The organism is Marinobacterium sp. xm-g-48, from assembly GCF_013282925.1.
GTDB lineage: Bacteria > Pseudomonadota > Gammaproteobacteria > Pseudomonadales > Balneatricaceae > Marinobacterium_E.
The window spans coordinates 487,132-508,036 of record NZ_WBYQ01000001.1 but is presented as its reverse complement, the minus strand read 5'-3'; the positions used below and the strand labels follow the sequence as shown (position 1 = coordinate 508,036).

Here is a 20,905-nt window from a genome sequence, read left to right as displayed (position 1 = left end):
AATAGCGTACCAACTTGCCTATAATTTTCATCATATTTCACACGACTAAGAGATTCTCTAATGCAGTTACTGAGCTCCTTCCTAAAGCACAACAAAACCGATGCAGACCTTGTAGAGGTGATCGAAGTCTTAATGATCGCCTGTAAAGAGGTTGCATTGCAGCTTCGCGAAGGCGCTCTGGCCGGCGTTTTGGGCACCAGCACTCTGACTAACGTACAGGGCGAGACCCAAAAGAAACTCGATATCGTTTCTAACGACATCATTAAAAAAGTCCTTCTGGATAATCGACTTGTTCGTGGCGTTGCCTCAGAAGAGGAAGAGGAGCCAGTTTGGGGATCTCGTGATGGTCGCTACCTTGTAACTTTTGACCCGCTGGATGGCTCATCAAACATCGACATCAACGTCTCGGTTGGCACGATCTTCTCAATCATCGAAGCCCCAAAACCTTGGGCTAAACAGGACACCAATGAGTTCCTCCAGCCAGGACGTAAGCAAGTGGCGGCAGGATACGTGCTTTATGGGCCTTCTGCAGTATTAGCCCTAACCACTGGTAGCGGCGTTAACATGTTCACGCTGGCTCATACCGGTGACTTTATCCTGACAGAGGAGTCGGTCAAAATTCCTGAAGAGACCAGCGAATTTTCGATCAACATGTCGAATAAGCGTCACTGGGAACCTCAGATGCAAGAGTACATCGACGATCTACTGCTTGGCGAAGAGGGTCCTCGCGAGAAGAACTACAACATGCGCTGGGTGGCCTCTATGGTGGCCGAAGTGCATCGCCTACTGACCCGTGGGGGCATCTTCACCTACCCATGGGACTCACGCGATCCGGGCAAACCGGGCAAACTACGCCTGATGTACGAAGGCAACCCAATGAGTTTCCTTATCGAGCAGGCTGGTGGCGTCGCTTCGACCTGTTACGAAGAGATTATGGATCTTAGCCCAGAGCACATTCACCAACGTGTATCCGTCGCGCTAGGTTCAAAACAGGAGGTAGAGATGTTGAAAGCCTACCACCGTAAGAAAAGTGAAAAATAGCGCTTAGTAGCATTTAGTTATATTACCAAGGTGCCTATAATGCGCCGCAGAAATTAATGAAACGTTCATAGGGAAACAACATGAGCTTTGAAAAAGTACCAGCGGGTAAAGACCTGCCAAACGACATCTACGTTATCATCGAGATCCCAGCTGAGAGCTCGCCTGTAAAATACGAGATCGATAAAGACTCTGACTCTATCTTTGTTGACCGCTTCATGGCTGCGCCAATGTTCTACCCAGCGAACTACGGCTACGTAAACAACACACTAGCTGACGATGGTGACCCTCTAGATGTACTTGTACTGACTCCACATCCAGTCATGACAGGTTCTGTTATTCGCTGTCGTCCAGTCGGCATTCTAAACATGACCGACGAAGCGGGTGAAGATGCGAAACTGGTTGCTGTTCCTCACGAGAAACTAAGCCAGGCTTACAACGACATCCATGACGTTGATGACCTGTCGCCACTTTTGAAAGATCAAATCTCTCACTTCTTCGAGAACTACAAGAAGCTTGAAAAAGGCAAGTGGGTTAAAGTTGAAGGTTGGTCTGACGCTGCTGCAGCTCGCGACGCGATCATCAAATCAGCTGAAGCTTACGAAGCAGCTAAGTAATTAGATAATTAAAAAGCCCGATCCGCTCTGCGGGTCGGGCTTTTTTGTATGTAACAGGTTAAACTTGTCGATTCAGTCAAGTTTAACCGCTCTGGAGCTAACATGAGCCGCCCCGATATTAACGAAATCAAGCAAGTTTACATTGAATCAGACTTGCTCTTTTCAAACTCTGAAGTCAACCAAGCGATCGACAAGATTGCTGATGAGATCACCGGCGAATATGCTGATCGCGATCCTGTCATCTTCACGATAATGAACGGCGGTCTTGTTATCTGCGGTCAGCTACTGACTCGCTTAGAGTTCCCTCTCGAAGCGGGCTACCTACATGCGACTCGCTACCGCAACACGACCTCTGGCCACGAACTAGAGTGGAAGGTTCCACCGATGATCGATTATCAGGGACGCGATGTGTTAGTGGTCGACGACATCCTAGATGAGGGACACACACTTCACGAAGTGATGAATCACCTCAAAGAGGGTGGAGCTAAAAGCGTGGCATCGGTCGTACTGATCGACAAAATACACGATCGCAAAGCCGTGCCTGGGATGAAAGCAGACTTCACCGGTCTAACCATACCGGATCGCTACATTTTTGGCTTTGGACTTGATTACAAAGGCTACTGGCGCAACGCACCCGGTATCTTTGCAGTCAAAGGTCTTTAGTAACCTACTGATTGATCTCATCAAACAGTAGGTTAAATGCCTCAGTCAATTTATGTTTGGCTGCCATGTGAACCAGTGGTTTAGCCAGCATATGACTCTCTTTCATTTTCACTGACGCAGGTAGCTTGGCGTTTAGCACCGGCAGATCTTGCTCCACGAGCGATTCAATGATCTGCCTAGGCAGCGACGCTCGTGGCTGAAACTGATTCACCACAATCCCTTCCAACACCAACTGCTCATTATGATCTTCACGCGTTTCGTTGATGTTATGCAGTAGGCTGTAAAGAGCTTGGCGTGCAAACTCATCACAATCAAAGGGGATCAAACAACGCTCAGCGGCGCAAAGTGCGGAGAGCGAAAAGAAGTTAAACGCTGGCGGCGTATCAATGTAGATCGCATCGTAATGGTCATCCAGAGCGTCACACAGATCTCTAAGCTTATAGATCTTATGTTTCGACTCTAACTTCGACTGCAAATCACCTAAATTCGGGTTACAGGGAATAATATCGAGATGATCGAATGGGGTCGCAAAACAGTAATCTTGTTCGGCCACTTTGTTCAGCTGAAAGCTCAATACCGACTCAAAGAAACTCTGTACATCGAGCTCTGGCGCATCGGAGTCATCACCCAACAGGTAGTGTGTTGAGTTACATTGCGGATCCAAATCGATCACTAGCGTTTTAAGTCCGCGAGCTGCACTGATAGCCGCCAAATTGACCGCGATACTCGACTTACCAACGCCACCTTTCTGGTTGAAAATAACTCGACGCATAAATTACCCCTGGGAGAGAAGATCTCTCAAATCAATAATGGCTGCATTAGCACGGGAAATGTACGAAGCCATCACCAAAGAGTGGTTGGCTAAAAATCCAAATTCGGTGCCGTTAAGAATAATGGGACTCCAGATGGTGCCCTGTGTGGCCTCTAGTTCACGAACAATCTGCTTCAACGAGGTGACCGCACTCTTCTTCTCAAGACTCTGTGCAAAATCCAACTCGATAGCACGTAAAATATGAATCAGAGCCCAGGCAGTTCCACGCGCTTCATAGAAGACGTCATCAATCTCACTCCAAGGCGTTTGTATCTCTAACTCTGAGGGCTGAGCCGTTGCTTGGGCGCCCCCCTGACTGCCGGCGAGATCGGTATTAATACGGCGCTGCCCAACGCTGGCACTTAAGCGCTGTGAAATACTACCCAGGCGAGTTGAAACGTCGCCCAACCAATCTTGAAGGTTATCGGCACGAGCATAGAACTGCGCCTGTGATTCATCCTGACTAGAGAGTTTGCCTTGATAGGCTCTTAATGAAACCAACGCATCTCGATACTCACTTTCACTTGACGGTATCAACCAAGAGTTATTATCAAAGTGTAATTTGGGTTCCGCAGAGGCTAGATCCTTCTGTTCAGTCGACTGCGACTGAGAACGACTGAAGGTTTTGCGCATTGCTCGACTCAGGTCACGAATCTGCACAAGCACACCAAATTCCCAATTAGGCAGGTTATCCATAAGAACACCCGGCGGAAAACGATCATTGGAGAGGTAGCCACCTGGCTTGTTAAGAAGCGACTCTGTCAGTTCGATCAGTGTAGCGGTTGTGTAACTGCCGACCACCACCGTTTCATTTCGCTCGGCAGCGCTAGCTTCAGTCAACTGCTTCACATCAAATTCAGCTGGAGTCCAGCTCCAGAGAAAGCCCAATACAACCACCACCAGTGAGTAGGCTGCCAGAGGCGCCAGCAACAGATAAAAGCGCTTCACTCCGAGCCCTTCCCGAAGACGATCAAGGAGATCCAACAGAGTTCTAAATAGACCTTTCATACACTACCTTTTGCGTAAATAAGCATCACAAAAATACAAATGCTGCACTGCACTATGACCTGTACAGCCCCTTGGGTCAATCCATCGATAAGTTGCTTAAAACAACCTCGTTTTAATATCAAAAGCCATTTTGCACAAATAATAGACAATTAACGTGTAGATAGCGTTAAATTTGCCGAAATTCACACCATTTTCGCAACTTTCAGCTGGACAACCCCCTTTAGTCTCATGCAAACTTAACCTTATAGGGCTCTGTTAATAGATATCTGCCTATTCGATGCAATTAACAGCCATATCCCAACAATTTATTACTTAACTGCGCTACAGGAGCACATCATGGATATTCGTAAAGTTAAAAAACTGATCGAACTTCTCGAAGAGTCAAACATCAATGAAATCGAGATCAAAGAGGGCGAGGAGTCTGTTCGCATTAGCCGTGGTGGATCTATCGTTGCAGCTCCAGTAGCAGCACCTGCAACTGTCGTTGCCGCAGCAGCACCCGCTGCTGCTCCAGCCACTGCACCTGCTGCAGCAGAAGCCGCACCTGCAGCGCCAGCGGGCCATACTGTTAACTCACCAATGGTGGGTACTTTCTACCGTTCACCAGCGCCAAGTGCTCCGGCATTCATCGAAGTGGGCAAAACGGTTAAAGCGGGTGACGTCATCTGTATCGTTGAAGCGATGAAGATGATGAACCAGATCGAAGCAGACAAGAGTGGCGTGATTGAAGCCATCCTTGTTGAAGATGGTCAGCCGGTTGAATTTGATCAACCACTCGTTGTCATTGCCTAAACTCTAATCAACAGAGGAATATTCCATCATGTTGGATAAAGTTCTGATCGCAAACCGTGGCGAAATTGCGCTACGTATCATGCGAGCTTGTAAAGAGTTAGGCATTAAAACCGTCGCTGTTCATTCACAGGCTGATCGTGATTTGATGCACGTCCGTCTTGCTGATGAAGCGGTCTGTATCGGCCCAGCTCAATCTGCTCAAAGTTACCTAAACATCCCTTCCCTAATTGCAGCGGCAGAAGTCACTGATTCAGTGGCTATCCACCCTGGCTATGGCTTCCTCGCTGAAAACGCAGGCTTTGCTGAGCAGGTAGAGCAGTCAGGTTTTACATTTATCGGCCCTAAAGCTGAAACCATACGATTAATGGGTGACAAGGTGTCAGCCATTGAAGCGATGAAGAAAGCGGGTGTTCCAACCGTACCTGGTTCAGACGGACCACTGCCAGAGAACGACAACGATACGCTTTATAAAATTGCAAAACGTATTGGCTACCCTGTAATCATCAAAGCCGCTGCCGGTGGTGGTGGTCGTGGTATGCGTGTTGTTCATACAGAAGCTCACCTAGTCAACGCTGTGCAAGTGACTAAGTCTGAAGCAAAGGCTGCCTTTGGTGATGATACTGTCTACATGGAGAAGTTCCTTGAGAACCCACGCCACGTAGAGATCCAAGTATTAGCCGACGGACAAGGGAATGCGATTCACCTTTACGATCGCGACTGTTCATTACAGCGCCGCCATCAGAAGGTTGTTGAGGAGGCACCAGCACCTCACCTAGACCCAGAATCACGCGCAAAAGTACTGCAGTCATGTGTCGATGCTTGTATTGAGATCGGCTATCGCGGTGCAGGCACCTTTGAATTTCTGTACGAAGATGGTGGCTTCTACTTCATCGAAATGAACACTCGTGTTCAGGTTGAACACCCTGTGACAGAGATGGTTACCGGTGTCGACATTGTAAAAGAGCAGCTGCGTATCGCTTCTGGTGAAAAACTATCGATCAAACAGGAAGATGTCGTGTTACGTGGCCACTCTTTCGAATGCCGTATCAACGCAGAGGATCCAAAAACCTTTATGCCATCACCGGGTAAAGTTAATGGTTTCCATGCGCCAGGCGGCAACGGCATCCGTGTTGATTCGCACCTCTATGCGGGCTACACAGTACCACCTCACTACGACTCATTGATCGCTAAGTTGATCACTTATGGTGAAGATCGCGAAGTGGCAATGCAGCGCATGCGCAATGCTCTGGATGAGATGGTCATTGATGGTATTCGTACCAACATTCCACTTCACCACGAAATCATGCGTGATACCCATTTCGAAGTGGGTGGTGTTAACATTCACTACTTAGAAAAGAAATTAGGCCTGTAAGTTAACTTACGTCCTAATCAAAGCCCGCACTGTTGCGGGCTTTGTTGTCTTTAAATTACGAGCTCAAAAGAATGCCTTGGCTACAGATAAAAGTTGTTACAAATCCTGATATTGCAGAGTTTTACGAAGATCTACTTCTTGAAGCGGGCTGTGCTGCCGTGACCTTTGAGGACGCAAAAGATCAACCTATTTTCGAACCTGAATTAGGGACTACTCCGCTCTGGGGCACAACCGTAATAACCGGTCTGTTTGCAGCAGAGCATGATTTAGAGTCGACACTTACCTTTCTAAACGAGCAAAAACTCTCCGTTAAGGGTGGCGATACAATACAGTTCAAGGCAGAAATTCTTGAGGACAAAGATTGGGAACGAGAGTGGATGACTCACTATCACCCGATGCAGTTCGGTAGCCATTTTTGGGTCTGCCCAAGCTGGATTGAAGTACCTGATGCGAATGCAGTCAATCTGATGCTCGATCCTGGACTAGCCTTTGGCACAGGTACCCACCCAACCACTGCACTCTGTCTAGAGTGGCTCGCCAGTGAGCCACTACAGAACAGATCGGTTATCGATTATGGCTGCGGTAGTGGTATTTTGGGCATTGCCGCCATTCTTTTGGGTGCAAGCGCAGTGTCAGGCGTCGATATTGATCCGCAAGCGTTAACCGCCACTCAAGACAATCTTGTCAGAAACGGTCTAGATAAAGAACGTTTACCGGTATTCTTCCCAGAGAGCTTTGAATCAGAAGCGGTCGATTTAGTCATTGCCAACATACTCGCCGGACCACTGAAAGAGCTTGCTCCCACCCTGGCCGAATTGGTTAAATCAGGTGGTCAGTTAATTCTATCGGGGCTTCTGATAGAACAAGCGGATGAATTGATTGGCACCTACTCCGAGTGGTTTGATATGGAACCCCCATCAACCAAAGAGGAGTGGGTTCGTTTAACGGGTCGCAAACGTTAAGGTTGAGAAGGGATAGATGTTTGTAACAGAGTGTCCAGAGTGCCAAGCCAAGTTCAGAGTGACTGATGGTCAACTGCGCCTGGCTAATGGTCGCGTTCGCTGCGGCAACTGCCTCTCTATTTTTGATGCCGAAAATGGGCGTGCTGATCGAACACCCGCTACAGCAACTGAACAGCCTCAACAGACATCCACCGGAGCACAATTCGCTCAGCTAGATGCTGAGCCAATCGTACTTGAGCGATTTAATTCTCAACCAGAGTCGCCTTTCAAAACGGCATCAATGATTCTAATTCTTCTTTTATGCACAGTACTCGGCGCCTTACAGTACCTCTGGTTTGAACGAGCTAGGCTAAATGCACACCCCAGCTTACGACCCTTCTACATTATTGCGTGCAGTCAGATAAATTGTGATTTAAGTGCTAAAGAGGGGCTGGCTCTACTGGCGATTGAACAGACCCTAGTGAGGGAACACCCTCGTTACTCCAATGCACTTGAAGTGACACTGAGAATCAACAACCAATCTACCCTCTACCAGCCCTATCCGGCGGTTGAACTCTCTCTAAAAGATCTACAAGGCAAATTGATCAGCCGCCGCACATTTGATCCAAATGAGTATTTAGAACTTGGCATCAACGCTGAGCGCTTAAGCCCAAAACTCCCCATTCAAATTCAACTGACCATAACCAAACCGGATGAAGCGATCGCCTCTTTTGAAGCGAACCTTTCTGAAGCCCGTTTCAACCAACGCTAGGGAACCTACGAATAAGTCCATGACATCTCAGGCTTACAGTCAAATTTGTCATCCAGGCGTGTTTTTGAAGGCCTAGCGGGCTAAGTCGAGAAAACAGAACGCAGAGGATGGATTTGACTGTAAGCCCCGTAGGGCGCGACCTGAAACATCCATCTACAGCGTTGGATCGCTGACTAAAGGCGATGGCCATTAGTTGCACAATCCGCCTTGTATCTGAATGTTTCAGATCACGCTGAGAAATTATGGACTTGTTCGCAGGTTCCCTAGTTAGCCTGTCAACCCCAAAATTGATCATTTTTTATTCAAAAACGTCTTGGACCCTCGGTCCGTGAAGAGTATTATATGCGCCCTTCATAACCAACGACGGACATTCCAATTCATTGGAGTTACACCCTCGTTGTGGCAGGTTTTTGATGTTACAGATTGGTCCATACAGCCTTGACACTCAAGTTGCTCTAGCCCCAATGGCTGGTGTGACTGATCGCCCGTTTCGACAACTCTGTCGCGAACTGGGTGCAGGCCTTGTTGTGTCAGAGATGGTGACGTCAGATCCAAATCTTTGGCACACACGCAAGTCCTCATTTCGCCTAAACCATCAAGGCGAAGCGGAGCCTCGCTCCGTACAGATTGCGGGTGGCGATCCAGAGATGATGGCATTAGCTGCTCAGTTAAATGCAGAGCGTGGCGCACAAATCATCGACATCAATATGGGCTGCCCGGCTAAAAAAGTCTGTAATAAAGCAGCTGGCTCAGCACTGCTGAAAGATGAACCTCTGGTCGAATCTATATTGGAAGCCGTGGTCAATGCAGTCGATATACCAGTGACCCTAAAAATTCGGACTGGTTGGTCTCCAGACAATCGCAACGCACTCACCATCGCCAAAATGGCTGAACAAGCTGGTATAGCCGCGCTGACCGTTCATGGAAGAACCCGGTCAGATAAGTACCTTGGTGACGCTGAGTACGAGACCATTAAATCCGTTAAAGAGAACATCAGCATCCCTGTCATTGCTAATGGCGATATCACCACCCCAGAAAAAGCGCGTTTTGTTTTGGATTACACCGGTGCTGATGCAGTCATGATCGGTCGTGCAGCGCAAGGCACCCCGTGGATTTTGCGAGAGATTGATCATTATCTGCGTCATGGTGAAAAAATAGCGCCACCCACTCTTTCAGAAATACACTCTATTTTTAATCGCCACCTGAAAGCTCTGCACGAGTTTTATGGAGAGTTAATGGGCGTTCGTATCGCCCGAAAACACCTTAATTGGTATCTGCAATCAGTTAGCGATGTGACTGGCTTTAGAAAAGAATTTAATCAGTTGGAAACAGCTGAAGAGCAGCTTAACGCCCTCGATCAATATTTTGATCGTGCCCAAGCTGCTTAATATTTAGGTAACCGTAGTAGTGAGTAGTAACGATACAATGCAACATCTCGATATCTCTGAAATAACAACAGAAACCCAGACACCAACACTGCGTGAGAGTGTTCAATCTTCACTTGAGACCTACTTCAAGACGTTAGATGGACAGCCCGCAAGTGATGTTTATCAAATGGTGTTGACTGAAGTAGAAGCACCGCTGTTTGAAGCTGTTATGCGCTACACCAAAGATAACCAAACCCGTGCTTCAGAGCTTCTTGGCCTGAACCGCGGCACGCTTCGCAAAAAGTTGAAGCAGTATGATCTTCTTTAAATCTCTGAAAAATGGAAAGCCTCATGTCTAACGACTCATACACTCCTATTCGTCGCGCTCTGATCAGCGTGTCAGACAAAACTGGCATCGTAGATTTTGCCCGTGAACTGACTGCTCAAGGCGTTGAAATCCTATCAACTGGCGGCACTTACAAACTGCTTTGTGATGAAGGCATCGCAGCCGTTGAAGTCTCAGACTACACGGGTTTTCCAGAGATGATGGCAGGCCGCGTTAAAACCCTTCACCCTAAAGTGCACGGCGGGATCTTGGGTCGTCGCGGTACTGATGATGCGGTGATGACTGAGCATGGCATCAACCCAATCGACATGGTGGTTGTCAACCTATACCCCTTTGCAGAGACCGTCGCACGTCCAGATTGTGATCTTCCGATGGCCATTGAAAACATCGATATCGGTGGCCCAACCATGGTTCGATCTGCTGCCAAAAACCATAAAGATGTCGCAATTGTCGTTAACGCTTCTGACTACGATTCAATCATCGCTGACCTTAAAGCCAACAAGGGTCTTAACTACAACACCCGTTTTGACCTTGCTGTTAAAGCGTTTGAACACACTGCTGCTTACGACGGCATGATTGCAAACTATCTTGGTGCTCGAGTGGGTGTGGAAGAGCCAGAGACCTTCCCACGCACTTTCAATACTCAGTTCGTCAAAGTTCAAGACATGCGTTACGGTGAAAACCCACACCAACGTGCAGCCTTCTACGTTGAAGAGAACGCAACTGAAGCCAGCGTTTCAACCGCTCGTCAACTTCAGGGTAAAGAGCTCTCGTTTAACAACGTAGCCGATACTGATGCGGCACTTGAGTGCGTTAAGCCTTTCAAAGAGCCTGCCTGTGTCATCGTTAAACATGCTAACCCTTGTGGTGTCGCCATTGGCGGCAACATTCTGGAAGCATACAACCGCGCTTTCCAGACAGATCCTACCTCAGCATTTGGTGGCATCATCGCATTCAACCGCGAACTTGATGCAGAAACAGCAAAAGCGATCGTTGATCGTCAATTTGTCGAGGTGATCATTGCTCCAAAAGTGAGCGCTCAGGCATCCGAAATCGTTGCCGCTAAACCCAATGTTCGTCTACTTGAGTGTGGTGAATTTGCGGCACAGCCTGGTGCAGCTTTCGATTACAAACGTGTCAACGGTGGCCTACTGGTGCAAGATTGTGATCTAGGCATGGTGAACGCATCTGAGCTTCAAATTGTCACTAAGCGTCAACCATCTGAACAGGAGATCCGCGATCTACTGTTCTGCTGGGAAGTGGCTAAATTCGTTAAATCGAATGCCATTGTCTACGCTCGTGATGGCCAGACTATCGGTATCGGTGCAGGCCAGATGAGTCGTGTCTACTCAGCTAAAATTGCGGGTATCAAAGCGGCGGATGAAGGCCTACAAGTTGCTGGTTCGGTGATGGCATCTGATGCTTTCTTCCCATTCCGTGATGGCATTGACTCTGCAGCAGAAGCGGGTATCAAAGCGGTTATCCAGCCAGGTGGCTCAATGCGTGACCAAGAGGTTATCGATGCTGCTGATGAGCATGGCATGGCGATGGTATTCACCGGCATGCGCCACTTCCGCCACTAAGCGTTAAAGGGATTGAACGATATGAATATTCTAGTAATTGGCTCAGGTGGCCGTGAACACGCGCTAGCTTGGAGCGCCGCTAAAGATGCACGTGTAAATACTGTCTTTGTTGCTCCAGGTAATGCAGGTACAGCGATTGAAGCTGGTATTGAAAACGTCGCGATCGATGTCATGGACAAAGTTGCTCTTGCCAACTTCGCTAAAGAGAACGGCGTTGCCTTGACCATCGTAGGTCCTGAAGCACCGCTAGTCGATGGTGTCGTGGATTACTTCCAGTCAGAAGGCCTAGCAATTTTCGGTCCATCAGCAGGCGCTGCACAGCTTGAGGGCTCTAAAGCGTTTACTAAAGACTTCCTAGCACGCCAAGAGATCCCAACGGCAGAGTACCAAAACTTCACAGAGATCGAACCAGCACTTGCTTACCTTCGTGAGAAAGGCGCGCCAATCGTTGTGAAAGCGGATGGCCTAGCAGCGGGTAAAGGCGTTATCGTCGCGATGACACTTGAAGAGGCTGAAGATGCTGTCAAAGATATGCTTGCCGGAAATGCCTTTGGCGATGCCGGTAGCCGTGTTGTTATTGAAGAGTTCCTAGATGGCGAGGAAGCCTCTTTCATCGTCATGGTCGATGGCGAAAACGTTCTGCCAATGGCAACCAGCCAAGACCACAAACGTGTTGGTGATGGTGATACTGGCCTTAACACTGGCGGCATGGGTGCTTACTCTCCGGCTCCAGTGGTTACACCAGAGATCGACCAGCGCATCATGGACGAAGTGATCTACCCAACCGTTCGCGGTATGGCTGCAGAGGGTAACCGATACACTGGATTCCTATATGCAGGCCTAATGATTGCAGCCGATGGCACACCTAAAGTAATCGAGTACAACTGCCGCTTTGGTGACCCAGAGACACAACCAATCATGATGCGTCTACAGTCGAGCATTGTCGAACTTTGTGAAGCTGCGCTTAAGGGCGAACTCGACAAAACAACCGCTCAATGGGATCCTCGTCCATCCATTGGCGTTGTTATGGCTGCCGGTGGATACCCTGGTGATTACAACAAAGGCGATGTGATTTCACTTCCTGCATCACTTCCAGCTGACAGCAAAATCTTCCACGCAGGCACAGCCCTAAATGGTGATGATGTCGTGACAGCCGGCGGTCGTGTTCTTTGTGTCACTGCACTTGGCGACACAGTAACCGACGCACAAGCACGCGCTTACGAACTTCTAAAGCAAGTAAGCTGGAAAGATGCCTACTTCCGCACCGATATCGCTTACCGAGCGATTGCCCGCGAAAACGGTTGAACATCAACCTGAACTATTAAAGACCCTTCGGGGTCTTTTTTATTGCCTATTGGCCGGCATTGATATCCGTCAACAGATCCAACCAAACTTCTCGCACTTCGGCAGTGATCAAGGCAATATAATGAAATTACCCTTGTATAAGAGACGACTATGCCCGAGTTTTTAGATGCCTACTCCAGCGGAGAGGTTGCCGTTCTTTTAGGTTTGATCACCGGATTGGTGTTTGGTGTCTTTGCTCAGCAGAGTCGGTTCTGTCTACGCGCTGCTTGTATTGAGTTCTGGCGCAGCAAGCCTGGTCCTAAATTCGCCATTTGGCTCTTTACCTTCTCGACAGCGCTTATCCTAACTCAGCTTCTGATGCTTAACGGAAACCTAGAGAAAAGCAGCATCCGACAGCTGGTTACCACGGGTTCTATGTCTGGGGCCATTATTGGTGGATCCATGTTTGGTATTGGCATGGTTATGGCCAGGGGCTGCGCGAGCCGCCTTCTTGTTCTATCCGCGACCGGTAACCTACGTGCCCTCATTGCAGGACTGGTAGTCACCGTTGTCTCGCAAGCCGCGCTGAGAGGCATTCTATCTCCAGCCAGAAATGAGATCTCATCTTGGTGGCTAATCGATGGATCATCACGTGATCTGTCACTTTGGCTCCCAGAGTTTGGGGCATTAGGATTCGGTATTATGCTATTTGCCGCCGCTTTCTATTTGGCGAAAAGAACCTCACCCCGTATCTACTGGCAATTTGGCGCCGTCATGGTCGGATTAAGTGTTGCTCTGGGCTGGGCACTGACCTCTTGGCATGCCGTTAACTCCTTTGACATTATCGCAGTGAAAAGCGTCAGTTTCACTGGGCCATCGGCCGATACCTTAATGGCACTGATCAACGAACCAGAGGTACCTCTGTCGTTCGATATTGGCATTGTTGTCGGCGTATTTGCGGGCTCATTCTTGGCTTCTTGGATAACAAAAGAGTTCAAAATTCAAACCTTTACCGAAGAGACGGGCCTTTCACGCTATTTGGTTGGAGCCGGTCTCATGGGCTTTGGTGGTATGCTTGCAGGCGGATGTGCAGTTGGAGCTGGTGTTACTGGTGGAGCAGTTATGGCTCTAACCGCTTGGGTAGCTCTATTCTTTATGTGGCTAAGTGCTGGTATCACTGACAGGGTACTCGACTACCGTCGCGAGACAGCCTAAATTATCCGCTCTAACGACTGAGCAATTTGTATGTCCTTTGAACTCTGGCTTGCCCTATTAGGCGCAGCCATTATGATTTCGCTTTCCCCTGGCGCTGGCTTTGCTACTGCTGTGAGCTTTGGCCTCTCAAATGGTTTGCGAGGTGCAGCACCTGCGGTGTTTGGGCTCATTTGTGGCTATGGCACCCAGATGCTGGTGGTATCACTAGGGTTAGGGGCTCTCATTGCAACCTCACCCATTCTATTTACAGTCATTAAATATATAGGCGCGGCCTACCTTATCTGGCTGGGCATTCAGATTATTCGATCGCAAGCTAATCTCGAACTGCATAATGCAGATCCTTTACGAAAGAGGGAGCGGTTTATACGAGCCTATTTTGTTAACATCTCTAACCCAAAAGGGATGGTTTTTCTTTTAGCATTAGTACCCCAATTTTTAGATCCCTTTAAACCCCAAGCTCTGCAGTTGTGGATAATTGGACTGACGCTCGTTATGGTTGATTGGGTGGTAATGACGGGCTATTCAGGGATCGCCGCGCGTTTACGAACCTTTGTGCAAGATCCTAAGGGCAGAGCTTGGTTAAATAGAGTTTCAGGGAGTGCACTGGTACTGGCGGGTCTGGTATTGTCATCAGCAACCCTTTAAGAACTTGGAGAGATTATGGACTGTCTATTTTGTAAAATCGTTGCAGGCGATATTCCTGCTGAAAAACTTTATGAGAACGAGCATGTCATCGCGTTTCGTGACATCAACCCACAAGCGCCATTCCACGCCCTAGTGATTCCAAAGAAACATATCTCCACACTCGATGATGCGACATCAGAGGATCTTGAAGCCTTAGGTCATCTTCAACTGGCGGCTGCAAAGATTGCACGTGACCAAGGATTTTCATCAGATGGTTATCGTACTGTCATGAACTGTCGCGAACATGGAGGGCAAACGGTCTACCACATTCACCTTCATCTATTAGGCGGCAAAGCGATGGGGTGGCCACCGTATAGCGATACACTTAAGCAACCACTTTAAGGCTGTATGATGACTGTCATAAAAGATCTACCCTCCAATAATCAACTCGAGTACTTTATTGAACAGGCTCGACAGACAACAGCCATTACCACTGCTGTCGTCCACCCTGTGGAGGGTAATGGCTTAGCTGGCGCACTTGAAGCGGCTAAACAGGGATTAATCAACCCTATTTTAATTGGCCCCGAACATAAGATTCGTCAGGCTAGTGAGGAGATTAATGCCGATCTTAGTGGTATTCAGATCATCAATACTGAACACAGTCATGAAGCGGCTGAAGTCGCCTGTGACATTGTTAGACGGGGTGAAGCACAAGCGTTGATGAAAGGCTCACTGGGCACTTCAGAGCTGCTAGGAGCTGTTCTACACAAAGAGAGTGGCATCAGAACAGAGCGACGTTTAAGTCATCTGTTTGTGTTTGACGTACCTAACTATCACAAACCCTTAATCATCACTGATGCGGCGATCAATGTTGTTCCTGATCTCTATACCAAAAAGGATATCATCCAGAATGCGATAGACTTTGCGCATGCATTAGGGAATGAACACCCCAAAGTAGCCATTCTAGCGGCTGTCGAGAAGGTGAAAGCGAACATGCAGAGCACCATTGATGCTGCTGCCCTCTGTAAAATGGCCGATCGCAACCAGATCACTGGTGGGATTTTGGATGGTCCTCTCGCCTTTGATAACGCCATATCAAAACAGGCTGCGATCGATAAACATATAAACTCTCCAGTCTCCGGTGAAGCCGATATTCTACTGGCACCTGATCTTGAAGCCGGCAATATGATTGCTAAACAGTTGATCTATCTAGCTGGAGCTCAGTCAGCCGGTGTCGCAGTAGGCGCTAGAGTACCGATCATTCTGACAAGCCGTGCTGATGGTGTTCTCGCACGGCTCGCAAGCTGCGCCCTTGCCTCTTACATGGTGCACCACGGCCGCAAGATATAGTCATGAACATTCTGACGCTAAATGCCGGCTCTTCGAGTCTTAAAGCGGCTCTCTACACTCGACATAACGAGCTTTTATCCAAGATTGGAGAAGCTTCCTTATCCGGCGTAGGTTCAGCCCATTTAGCTCTAAAGATTGATGGCAAGGGTGTCGATATTACTGACCTCGACAATACCGATCCTGCCAGCATCCATGCTGCCGTTGTCGACAGACTCTTTGAGCAGTTCAATTTGGTAGAGAACGAACTGATAGTCTCTCACCGAGTGGTTCATGGAGGTGGACTATTCACGGCACCAGCCCTTGTCGATGATGCTCTGATTACTCAACTAAAATCGTTTAACCCACTGGCCCCGCTGCACCAGCCATTCAATCTACGCCTAATCGAACAGGTGCGAGCCGCGCACCCAAGCTCAATTAATGTGGTCGCTTTCGATACGATGTTTCATGCTCACCAACCGGAGCTTGAAACTTGCTATGCACTGCCTAAATCGATCCGTGACATGGGTATACGCCGCTACGGTTTTCATGGGCTGTCGTATGCCTACATAGCAGACTCACAACAACTCTGTGAAAACCCAGACGAGCGAACCGTCGTTCTACACTTAGGAGCAGGCTCATCGGCTTGCGGCATGTTGGGCGGTGTCTCTAGAGCGTCGAGCATGGGCTTCTCAGCAGTTGATGGCTTACCGATGGGATCACGAACAGGCAATTTAGATCCTGGCGTGATGATTCATCTAATGCGTGAAGGAATGAGTGCTGACCAACTGGAGGAATTGCTCTACAAACAGAGTGGCTGGCTGGGTCTTTCAGGTCTATGCAGTGATATGCGAACACTGCTCGAATCAGATTTAGAGGAAGCGAAGTTCACCGTCGATTACTACTGCTATCACATTACCCAAGAGATTGGTCGGTTAGCCGCAATATTGGGTGGATTAGACAGAGTCATTTTCACTGCTGGCGTTGGCGAACATGCCCCACTCATTCGAGAAAAGGTGTGCAGTCAACTGGCTTGGCTAGGCCTAGAGATCGATAACAAACTAAACCAGAGCAACCAAATTGAGATTGCCACTGAATCATCCAAAGTCAGAGTGCAGGTCGTCCCTACGGATGAGGAGTGGATGCTAGCCAAATACGCGACGCAGCTAGTTTGATCGCTGTCTGACGATCTCAAACAGGGTAACACCGGTTGCTACTGAGACATTCAAACTGGAGACTTCGCCCGCCATTGGGATTTTAATCAACAGATCACACTGCTCTCGTGTTAAGCGGCGCATCCCCTTGCCTTCAGCGCCCATCACAAGCGCTAATGGGCCGGTTAGATCTGTTTGGTAAATGGAACCTTTCGCTTCACCCGCCGTTCCGACAATCCACACTCCACGCTCTTGAAGCTGATTAAGCGTTCTCGAGAGATTGGTTACCTGAAAATAGGGCACTGCATCCGCTGCACCACAAGCAACTTTAATCGCTGTCGCATTTAATGGCGCCGATTTATCACGAGGGGCGATGACAGCTGCGACACCGGCCGCATCAGCGGTACGCAGACATGCACCTAGGTTGTGAGGGTCAGTAACCCCATCAAGCACTAGCAGAAGAGGTGTTTGGTCAACCTCATCCATCAGCTTAAACAACTCTTTATCACCCAGAATGGGTAGAGGTTTAGCTTCGGCCAACACCCCTTGATGAACACCATCGACACGCTCATCCAAACGATGTTTGCTGATAGTCTCAACATGAACACCGGCCTGGGCAGCTAGGGCTAGAATTTTCTCTACTTTCGGATCAACGCGTCCCTGAACAATAAAGAGGCGTTTTACCCTCTCAGGGTCACGGTTTAACAGCGTTGTGACAGCATGAATGCCAAATACCTGATCCAATTTCATTCTCTTTTACCTTAGAGTTAAAGGCGCACCGACGTGCAACTGAAAAAAATAGCCGCTAAAGAGCGGCTATCTCACTGAAGTCGACTTAATTAATGACGATTTCAGCGTTTGATTTTAGTGTTTCAAACTGCGTTCTAAACGCCTGACTACCCTCACCGGCAGCCAACATGGTTGAAATTTGTGTCTGAAGCTCTTCAGCAATCTGCTCTTGCGAGGTCCCAACAGCATCGACAGTGATCAATGCCGCTGTACCATCAGAGAGCTGAACAACCTGATAACTTGCACTCCCTTCTGGACGTGCCATAGCGAAAGCTGCTTCTACAATCTGAGGTTCAAGATCAACGGCTGCACCGCGTGCAATCGATTTGACTGAAGTCCACTCTAGGTCAACGTTACCCTCTTGTGCAGCAGAGAGTGCACTTTGAGCCTGTTCAAAGGCCAGTTTAGCCGCCTGAGAAGACTTAAGTCTGCTGACTAAATCATCACGCACTTCAGCAAGCTCAAGCTGACGTGCTGGTCGTAATTCATTCATATTAAGAACAAAGGTACGACCACTGCTCACCTCAATAGGGTCAGAGTTTAGACGCTCTTTGGTCACAACATCAGAGAAGGCTGCACGAACCAGTTTCTGGTCAGAAAAATCGCCAGTCCCACCATTACGAGTCAAAGGCTCTGAGGTTTGTATCTCGAGTGACAGCTCCTCAGCAAGCACTGCAAGGTCGCCAGAAGAGAAGGCCAAATCCGTTAAACGTTCTAGTGCGCTGACATAAACCTCTTCTGCATTGGCTTCAGCAACATCATAGATGAGATCCTCGCGCACTTCGCTCAGTGCTGGCACCTCTTTAGCACGTACATCGTTTAACTTGATGATGTGCACACCAAACTCGGTCTCGACCGGTTCAGAGTACTCGCCGGCATTTAATGAGAACAGAGCATCATCAAAGGGACCTTCAAAAAGGCCTGGCGTCAGGTAACCTAGATCACCGCCTGAATTAGCTGAACCAATATCTTGTGAGTATTCAGCAGCTAGTGAGGCGAAACTTTCACCGGCCGCTAATTTAGTACGAATCTCTTCAGCTTTTGCTAGCGCTGCATCCAGAGGCTGGGCATCGCTTATCTCAAGGAGTATGTGACTAGCAGAACGCTCTTCACCACCTTCAAAACCGGCTTTTAACTGATCATAAGCAGAGTTGATTTCGGCTTCGGTCACACTGTCCGGATCAACAAAATCCGCTTGGTCCAGTACAACATAGTCAACAACGACCTGCTCTTGGGTCATTAGCTGATCGCCCATACTGTCATAAGCAGCTTGCACATCTGCATCACTCACTGTCTGTGAATCAGCGTCAACAGAGAAACGCGCCACTCGGATATCACGCGTCTGTGTATTCAAAGCTAGAAGGTGATCAAGTTCCGAAGCAGTTAGAAAGGCTGACTGCTCGTAAGCACCGCGCATCTGATTCATCAGCGCTTCACTCTTAAGAAGCTCACGGTATGTCAAAGGTGTAAAACCTGCTCCTCGTAGAGCGGATTCAAACTGGTTGCGATCGAATCGACCGTCAACCTGAAACTCACGCGTTGATACGATCATCTGGTCCAGCATTTGATCAGACACAAAAAGCCCTAGCTCTTCTGCTGCACTGATCTGTACGTTGCGATCTATGAGATTGTCCAAAACCACTTTGCGTAGAACAACATCGTCTAACATGGCTGGATCAGCATTGTCGCCCATTTGAGTTAGAACTTGTCGACGTTGCAGATCGATACCACGATAGAGCTCATTCTTAGTGATGGCCTTACCGTTGACTTCAGCGGGTGGTGGTTCGGCTGTAGCTAGGCCGACAAGTGAGTCAACGCCCCACAGAGCGAAAACTACAATGATCAAACCAACCAGAACTTTAGCAATAATCCCTTGTGAATTATCACGCATTGATTGCAACATGACTGAGTGTCCTATGAATTAAAAAAAGCGCAACCTGAGGTATGCGCTTTTTTAGTGGGGAGAGTCTGAAACTCTTATGCGCAAAAGCGCGCCCCTGGAATAACCGATATTACTTGTTTACAGCGTCTTTCAATAAGTTCAAAGAGAAATGTTTCATTTCATGTGAATGCTTAGCAGCCACGTAAACAAACGCTTTGAGAGCATATCTTCAGTAAAGTAAACAGCCATTGTTTCAAACTACTATATAATCTTACTTACAAGCGCATATTAGCTCGATTGTCTGGGCAAGAATGAAACGATTGCACGGATGATAACATCTCTTATGCCATAAGCAAGAAAGAATTTTTTGAAACAAAACAAAAAGCCAAAAGGCTTCAAAATGAGCATACTTATGAAGATTTTAAACCGACTTATGAGGAGGTCTTCTTAGAGTCCAAAAGAAGAAATTCCTGTCCAAATCATGGTGGCTGTTTACGTATAATAACCTGCTGGAACCTACAAACAATGTTTGGCAAATGCACTGTTAATTAACTTCCGATAGAACAGCCGTAAATTGCCGACAAAAAGCATATGCTCAAGGATCTACGAATAGCTCAAACCGCCAGGAACCCCTTTTACCACCATGGCAACAGCATCGTGCGCATGTAAGCTCTCAAAGTGTTCCACTTTGATTTTGAAGTCCGTGTAGACTGGATCCAGACTTAACTCGCGTTTAATTCTCCGCGCGGCGTCCTCGCAGAACATCAAGTTTTGCCCATTCCTTTTCGCAAACTCTTGTTCATCCTCTCGTTTAACCGCAGTTTGTACCGGAGTTTTCAAGGTTTTTTCTACCTTATTTATCAGCTCAAAAATTGGGAAATGCTCGAAGCTTTTACCCAGTCTCACGGTTACAGTTGCCCTACTTCTCTGGCTATGCGGTGTCGCATGTGAACCGTTGGCACTCAATTACCATCCCTCAACTTCAGAAACTGACACTGTTTCCCTGGTAGTAAAATCTGCAGAGAATTTTTCCTGCAAAAGCTGTCTTGCCAATGAAGCAGAACAGGGGCATGTTGATGAATAATCAACTCCTACCGATAGATCAAAAGTGAAACTAGAACTACTTACTTCTGCCTGAATGCTTATGTCATAACTTTTCCAGCCACTGTTATCACTGAGTAATGCTTTACGCTTTATAGGCAACTCAAAATCTAGTTTTAAAAGTGCTTTATCACTTAATCCTACATGGCCGGACTGTAGTGGCATAGTGAATTTGGCCACCTGATTAGAGGTGATATGATCGCCTCCTGACTACACAGGT

Annotated in this window: 20 protein-coding genes and 1 pseudogene; 16 read left to right on the top strand and 5 right to left on the bottom strand. The window is 48.0% G+C overall.

Annotation, left to right across the window (positions count from 1 at the left end; translation table 11 throughout):
- Positions 1-60 precede the first annotated feature (60 nt).
- From XMG48_RS02585 to XMG48_RS02575, 3 genes are all read left to right on the top strand, one after another.
- Positions 61-1,041, top strand: coding sequence for a class 1 fructose-bisphosphatase (locus XMG48_RS02585; protein WP_173480490.1), 981 nt, complete (start codon positions 61-63; stop codon positions 1,039-1,041).
- Positions 1,042-1,121: 80 nt separating this feature from the next.
- Complete coding sequence (gene ppa / locus XMG48_RS02580; RefSeq protein WP_173480489.1) at positions 1,122-1,655, top strand: inorganic diphosphatase; 534 nt, start codon at positions 1,122-1,124, stop codon at positions 1,653-1,655.
- 102 nt (positions 1,656-1,757) lie between these two features.
- Positions 1,758-2,318, top strand: coding sequence for a hypoxanthine-guanine phosphoribosyltransferase (locus XMG48_RS02575; protein ID WP_173480488.1), 561 nt, complete (start codon positions 1,758-1,760; stop codon positions 2,316-2,318).
- Between the two features lie 4 nt (positions 2,319-2,322).
- Here the strand turns inward: XMG48_RS02575 and XMG48_RS02570 are convergent, their stop codons facing one another.
- Positions 2,323-3,090 carry a ParA family protein gene (locus tag XMG48_RS02570; protein WP_173480487.1) on the bottom strand — a complete coding sequence of 256 codons (768 nt, stop codon included), beginning with the start codon at positions 3,088-3,090 and terminating at the stop codon, positions 2,323-2,325.
- Between the two features lie 3 nt (positions 3,091-3,093).
- A complete protein-coding gene (locus XMG48_RS02565; RefSeq protein WP_173480486.1) occupies positions 3,094-4,137 on the bottom strand; it encodes a DUF2333 family protein in 1,044 nt (347 codons plus the stop codon).
- 336 nt (positions 4,138-4,473) lie between these two features.
- Between XMG48_RS02565 and accB the strand changes: the two genes are divergently transcribed.
- From accB to XMG48_RS02500, 13 genes are all read left to right on the top strand, one after another.
- Positions 4,474-4,929, top strand: coding sequence for an acetyl-CoA carboxylase biotin carboxyl carrier protein (accB, locus tag XMG48_RS02560; RefSeq protein WP_173480485.1), 456 nt, complete (start codon positions 4,474-4,476; stop codon positions 4,927-4,929).
- 28 nt (positions 4,930-4,957) lie between these two features.
- A complete protein-coding gene (accC, locus tag XMG48_RS02555; protein ID WP_173480484.1) occupies positions 4,958-6,301 on the top strand; it encodes an acetyl-CoA carboxylase biotin carboxylase subunit in 1,344 nt (447 codons plus the stop codon).
- 71 nt (positions 6,302-6,372) lie between these two features.
- Positions 6,373-7,263 (top strand): 50S ribosomal protein L11 methyltransferase, encoded by an 891-nt coding sequence (prmA, locus tag XMG48_RS02550; RefSeq protein WP_173480483.1) that lies wholly within the window; start codon positions 6,373-6,375, stop codon positions 7,261-7,263.
- A 16-nt stretch (positions 7,264-7,279) separates the two neighbouring features.
- A complete protein-coding gene (locus XMG48_RS02545) occupies positions 7,280-8,014 on the top strand; it encodes a DUF3426 domain-containing protein (RefSeq protein WP_173480756.1) in 735 nt (244 codons plus the stop codon).
- Positions 8,015-8,427: 413 nt separating this feature from the next.
- Positions 8,428-9,402 (top strand): tRNA dihydrouridine synthase DusB, encoded by a 975-nt coding sequence (dusB, locus tag XMG48_RS02540; RefSeq protein ID WP_173480482.1) that lies wholly within the window; start codon positions 8,428-8,430, stop codon positions 9,400-9,402.
- Positions 9,403-9,439: 37 nt separating this feature from the next.
- Complete coding sequence (gene fis / locus XMG48_RS02535) at positions 9,440-9,709, top strand: DNA-binding transcriptional regulator Fis (RefSeq protein WP_173480755.1); 270 nt, start codon at positions 9,440-9,442, stop codon at positions 9,707-9,709.
- Positions 9,710-9,732: 23 nt separating this feature from the next.
- Positions 9,733-11,310: a bifunctional phosphoribosylaminoimidazolecarboxamide formyltransferase/IMP cyclohydrolase gene (purH, locus tag XMG48_RS02530; protein ID WP_173480481.1), complete on the top strand. Its 1,578-nt coding sequence runs from the start codon at positions 9,733-9,735 to the stop codon at positions 11,308-11,310.
- Between the two features lie 21 nt (positions 11,311-11,331).
- Complete coding sequence (gene purD / locus XMG48_RS02525) at positions 11,332-12,615, top strand: phosphoribosylamine--glycine ligase (RefSeq protein WP_173480480.1); 1,284 nt, start codon at positions 11,332-11,334, stop codon at positions 12,613-12,615.
- Positions 12,616-12,765: 150 nt separating this feature from the next.
- Complete coding sequence (locus tag XMG48_RS02520) at positions 12,766-13,809, top strand: YeeE/YedE family protein (RefSeq protein WP_173480479.1); 1,044 nt, start codon at positions 12,766-12,768, stop codon at positions 13,807-13,809.
- Positions 13,810-13,881: 72 nt separating this feature from the next.
- A complete protein-coding gene (locus XMG48_RS02515) occupies positions 13,882-14,454 on the top strand; it encodes a LysE family transporter (RefSeq protein WP_254443541.1) in 573 nt (190 codons plus the stop codon).
- Positions 14,455-14,469: 15 nt separating this feature from the next.
- Entirely contained in the window at positions 14,470-14,835 is a 366-nt protein-coding gene (locus XMG48_RS02510; protein ID WP_173480477.1) for a histidine triad nucleotide-binding protein, read from the top strand.
- A gap of 9 nt (positions 14,836-14,844) precedes the next feature.
- A complete protein-coding gene (locus XMG48_RS02505) occupies positions 14,845-15,783 on the top strand; it encodes a bifunctional enoyl-CoA hydratase/phosphate acetyltransferase (protein ID WP_173480476.1) in 939 nt (312 codons plus the stop codon).
- Positions 15,784-15,785: 2 nt separating this feature from the next.
- A complete protein-coding gene (locus tag XMG48_RS02500; RefSeq protein WP_173480475.1) occupies positions 15,786-16,934 on the top strand; it encodes an acetate/propionate family kinase in 1,149 nt (382 codons plus the stop codon).
- On the opposite strand, the gene rlmB is transcribed toward XMG48_RS02500, so the two are convergent.
- The 3 genes and pseudogenes from rlmB to folE2 all read right to left on the bottom strand — a co-directional run bounded on the left by rlmB (position 16,926) and on the right by folE2 (position 20,880).
- Positions 16,926-17,663, bottom strand: coding sequence for a 23S rRNA (guanosine(2251)-2'-O)-methyltransferase RlmB (rlmB, locus tag XMG48_RS02495; protein WP_173480474.1), 738 nt, complete (start codon positions 17,661-17,663; stop codon positions 16,926-16,928). The genes XMG48_RS02500 and rlmB overlap by 9 nt on opposite strands.
- A gap of 85 nt (positions 17,664-17,748) precedes the next feature.
- Positions 17,749-19,605, bottom strand: a complete 1,857-nt coding sequence (locus tag XMG48_RS02490) for a SurA N-terminal domain-containing protein (protein ID WP_173480473.1) — start codon at positions 19,603-19,605, stop codon at positions 17,749-17,751.
- A 582-nt stretch (positions 19,606-20,187) separates the two neighbouring features.
- Positions 20,188-20,880: pseudogene (folE2, locus tag XMG48_RS11980) on the bottom strand (GTP cyclohydrolase FolE2).
- Between the last annotated feature and the right edge of the window lie 25 nt (positions 20,881-20,905).

What these genes read in the sequence shown, in the direction of transcription:
- accC (WP_173480484.1), top strand. Translation starts at nt 4,958, where the DNA reads ATGTTGGATAAAGTTCTGATCGCAAACCGTGGCGAAATTGCGCTACGT.
- XMG48_RS02490 (WP_173480473.1), bottom strand. Translation starts at nt 19,605, where the DNA reads ATGTTGCAATCAATGCGTGATAATTCACAAGGGATTATTGCTAAAGTT.
- XMG48_RS02510 (WP_173480477.1), top strand. Translation starts at nt 14,470, where the DNA reads ATGGACTGTCTATTTTGTAAAATCGTTGCAGGCGATATTCCTGCTGAA.
- XMG48_RS02520 (WP_173480479.1), top strand. Translation starts at nt 12,766, where the DNA reads ATGCCCGAGTTTTTAGATGCCTACTCCAGCGGAGAGGTTGCCGTTCTT.
- XMG48_RS02585 (WP_173480490.1), top strand. Translation starts at nt 61, where the DNA reads ATGCAGTTACTGAGCTCCTTCCTAAAGCACAACAAAACCGATGCAGAC.
- prmA (WP_173480483.1), top strand. Translation starts at nt 6,373, where the DNA reads ATGCCTTGGCTACAGATAAAAGTTGTTACAAATCCTGATATTGCAGAG.
- XMG48_RS02575 (WP_173480488.1), top strand. Translation starts at nt 1,758, where the DNA reads ATGAGCCGCCCCGATATTAACGAAATCAAGCAAGTTTACATTGAATCA.
- XMG48_RS02515 (WP_254443541.1), top strand. Translation starts at nt 13,882, where the DNA reads ATGATTTCGCTTTCCCCTGGCGCTGGCTTTGCTACTGCTGTGAGCTTT.
- ppa (WP_173480489.1), top strand. Translation starts at nt 1,122, where the DNA reads ATGAGCTTTGAAAAAGTACCAGCGGGTAAAGACCTGCCAAACGACATC.
- XMG48_RS02505 (WP_173480476.1), top strand. Translation starts at nt 14,845, where the DNA reads ATGACTGTCATAAAAGATCTACCCTCCAATAATCAACTCGAGTACTTT.
- fis (WP_173480755.1), top strand. Translation starts at nt 9,440, where the DNA reads ATGCAACATCTCGATATCTCTGAAATAACAACAGAAACCCAGACACCA.
- XMG48_RS02545 (WP_173480756.1), top strand. Translation starts at nt 7,280, where the DNA reads ATGTTTGTAACAGAGTGTCCAGAGTGCCAAGCCAAGTTCAGAGTGACT.
- accB (WP_173480485.1), top strand. Translation starts at nt 4,474, where the DNA reads ATGGATATTCGTAAAGTTAAAAAACTGATCGAACTTCTCGAAGAGTCA.
- purH (WP_173480481.1), top strand. Translation starts at nt 9,733, where the DNA reads ATGTCTAACGACTCATACACTCCTATTCGTCGCGCTCTGATCAGCGTG.
- XMG48_RS02570 (WP_173480487.1), bottom strand. Translation starts at nt 3,090, where the DNA reads ATGCGTCGAGTTATTTTCAACCAGAAAGGTGGCGTTGGTAAGTCGAGT.
- XMG48_RS02565 (WP_173480486.1), bottom strand. Translation starts at nt 4,137, where the DNA reads ATGAAAGGTCTATTTAGAACTCTGTTGGATCTCCTTGATCGTCTTCGG.
- rlmB (WP_173480474.1), bottom strand. Translation starts at nt 17,663, where the DNA reads ATGAAATTGGATCAGGTATTTGGCATTCATGCTGTCACAACGCTGTTA.
- purD (WP_173480480.1), top strand. Translation starts at nt 11,332, where the DNA reads ATGAATATTCTAGTAATTGGCTCAGGTGGCCGTGAACACGCGCTAGCT.
- dusB (WP_173480482.1), top strand. Translation starts at nt 8,428, where the DNA reads ATGTTACAGATTGGTCCATACAGCCTTGACACTCAAGTTGCTCTAGCC.
- XMG48_RS02500 (WP_173480475.1), top strand. Translation starts at nt 15,786, where the DNA reads ATGAACATTCTGACGCTAAATGCCGGCTCTTCGAGTCTTAAAGCGGCT.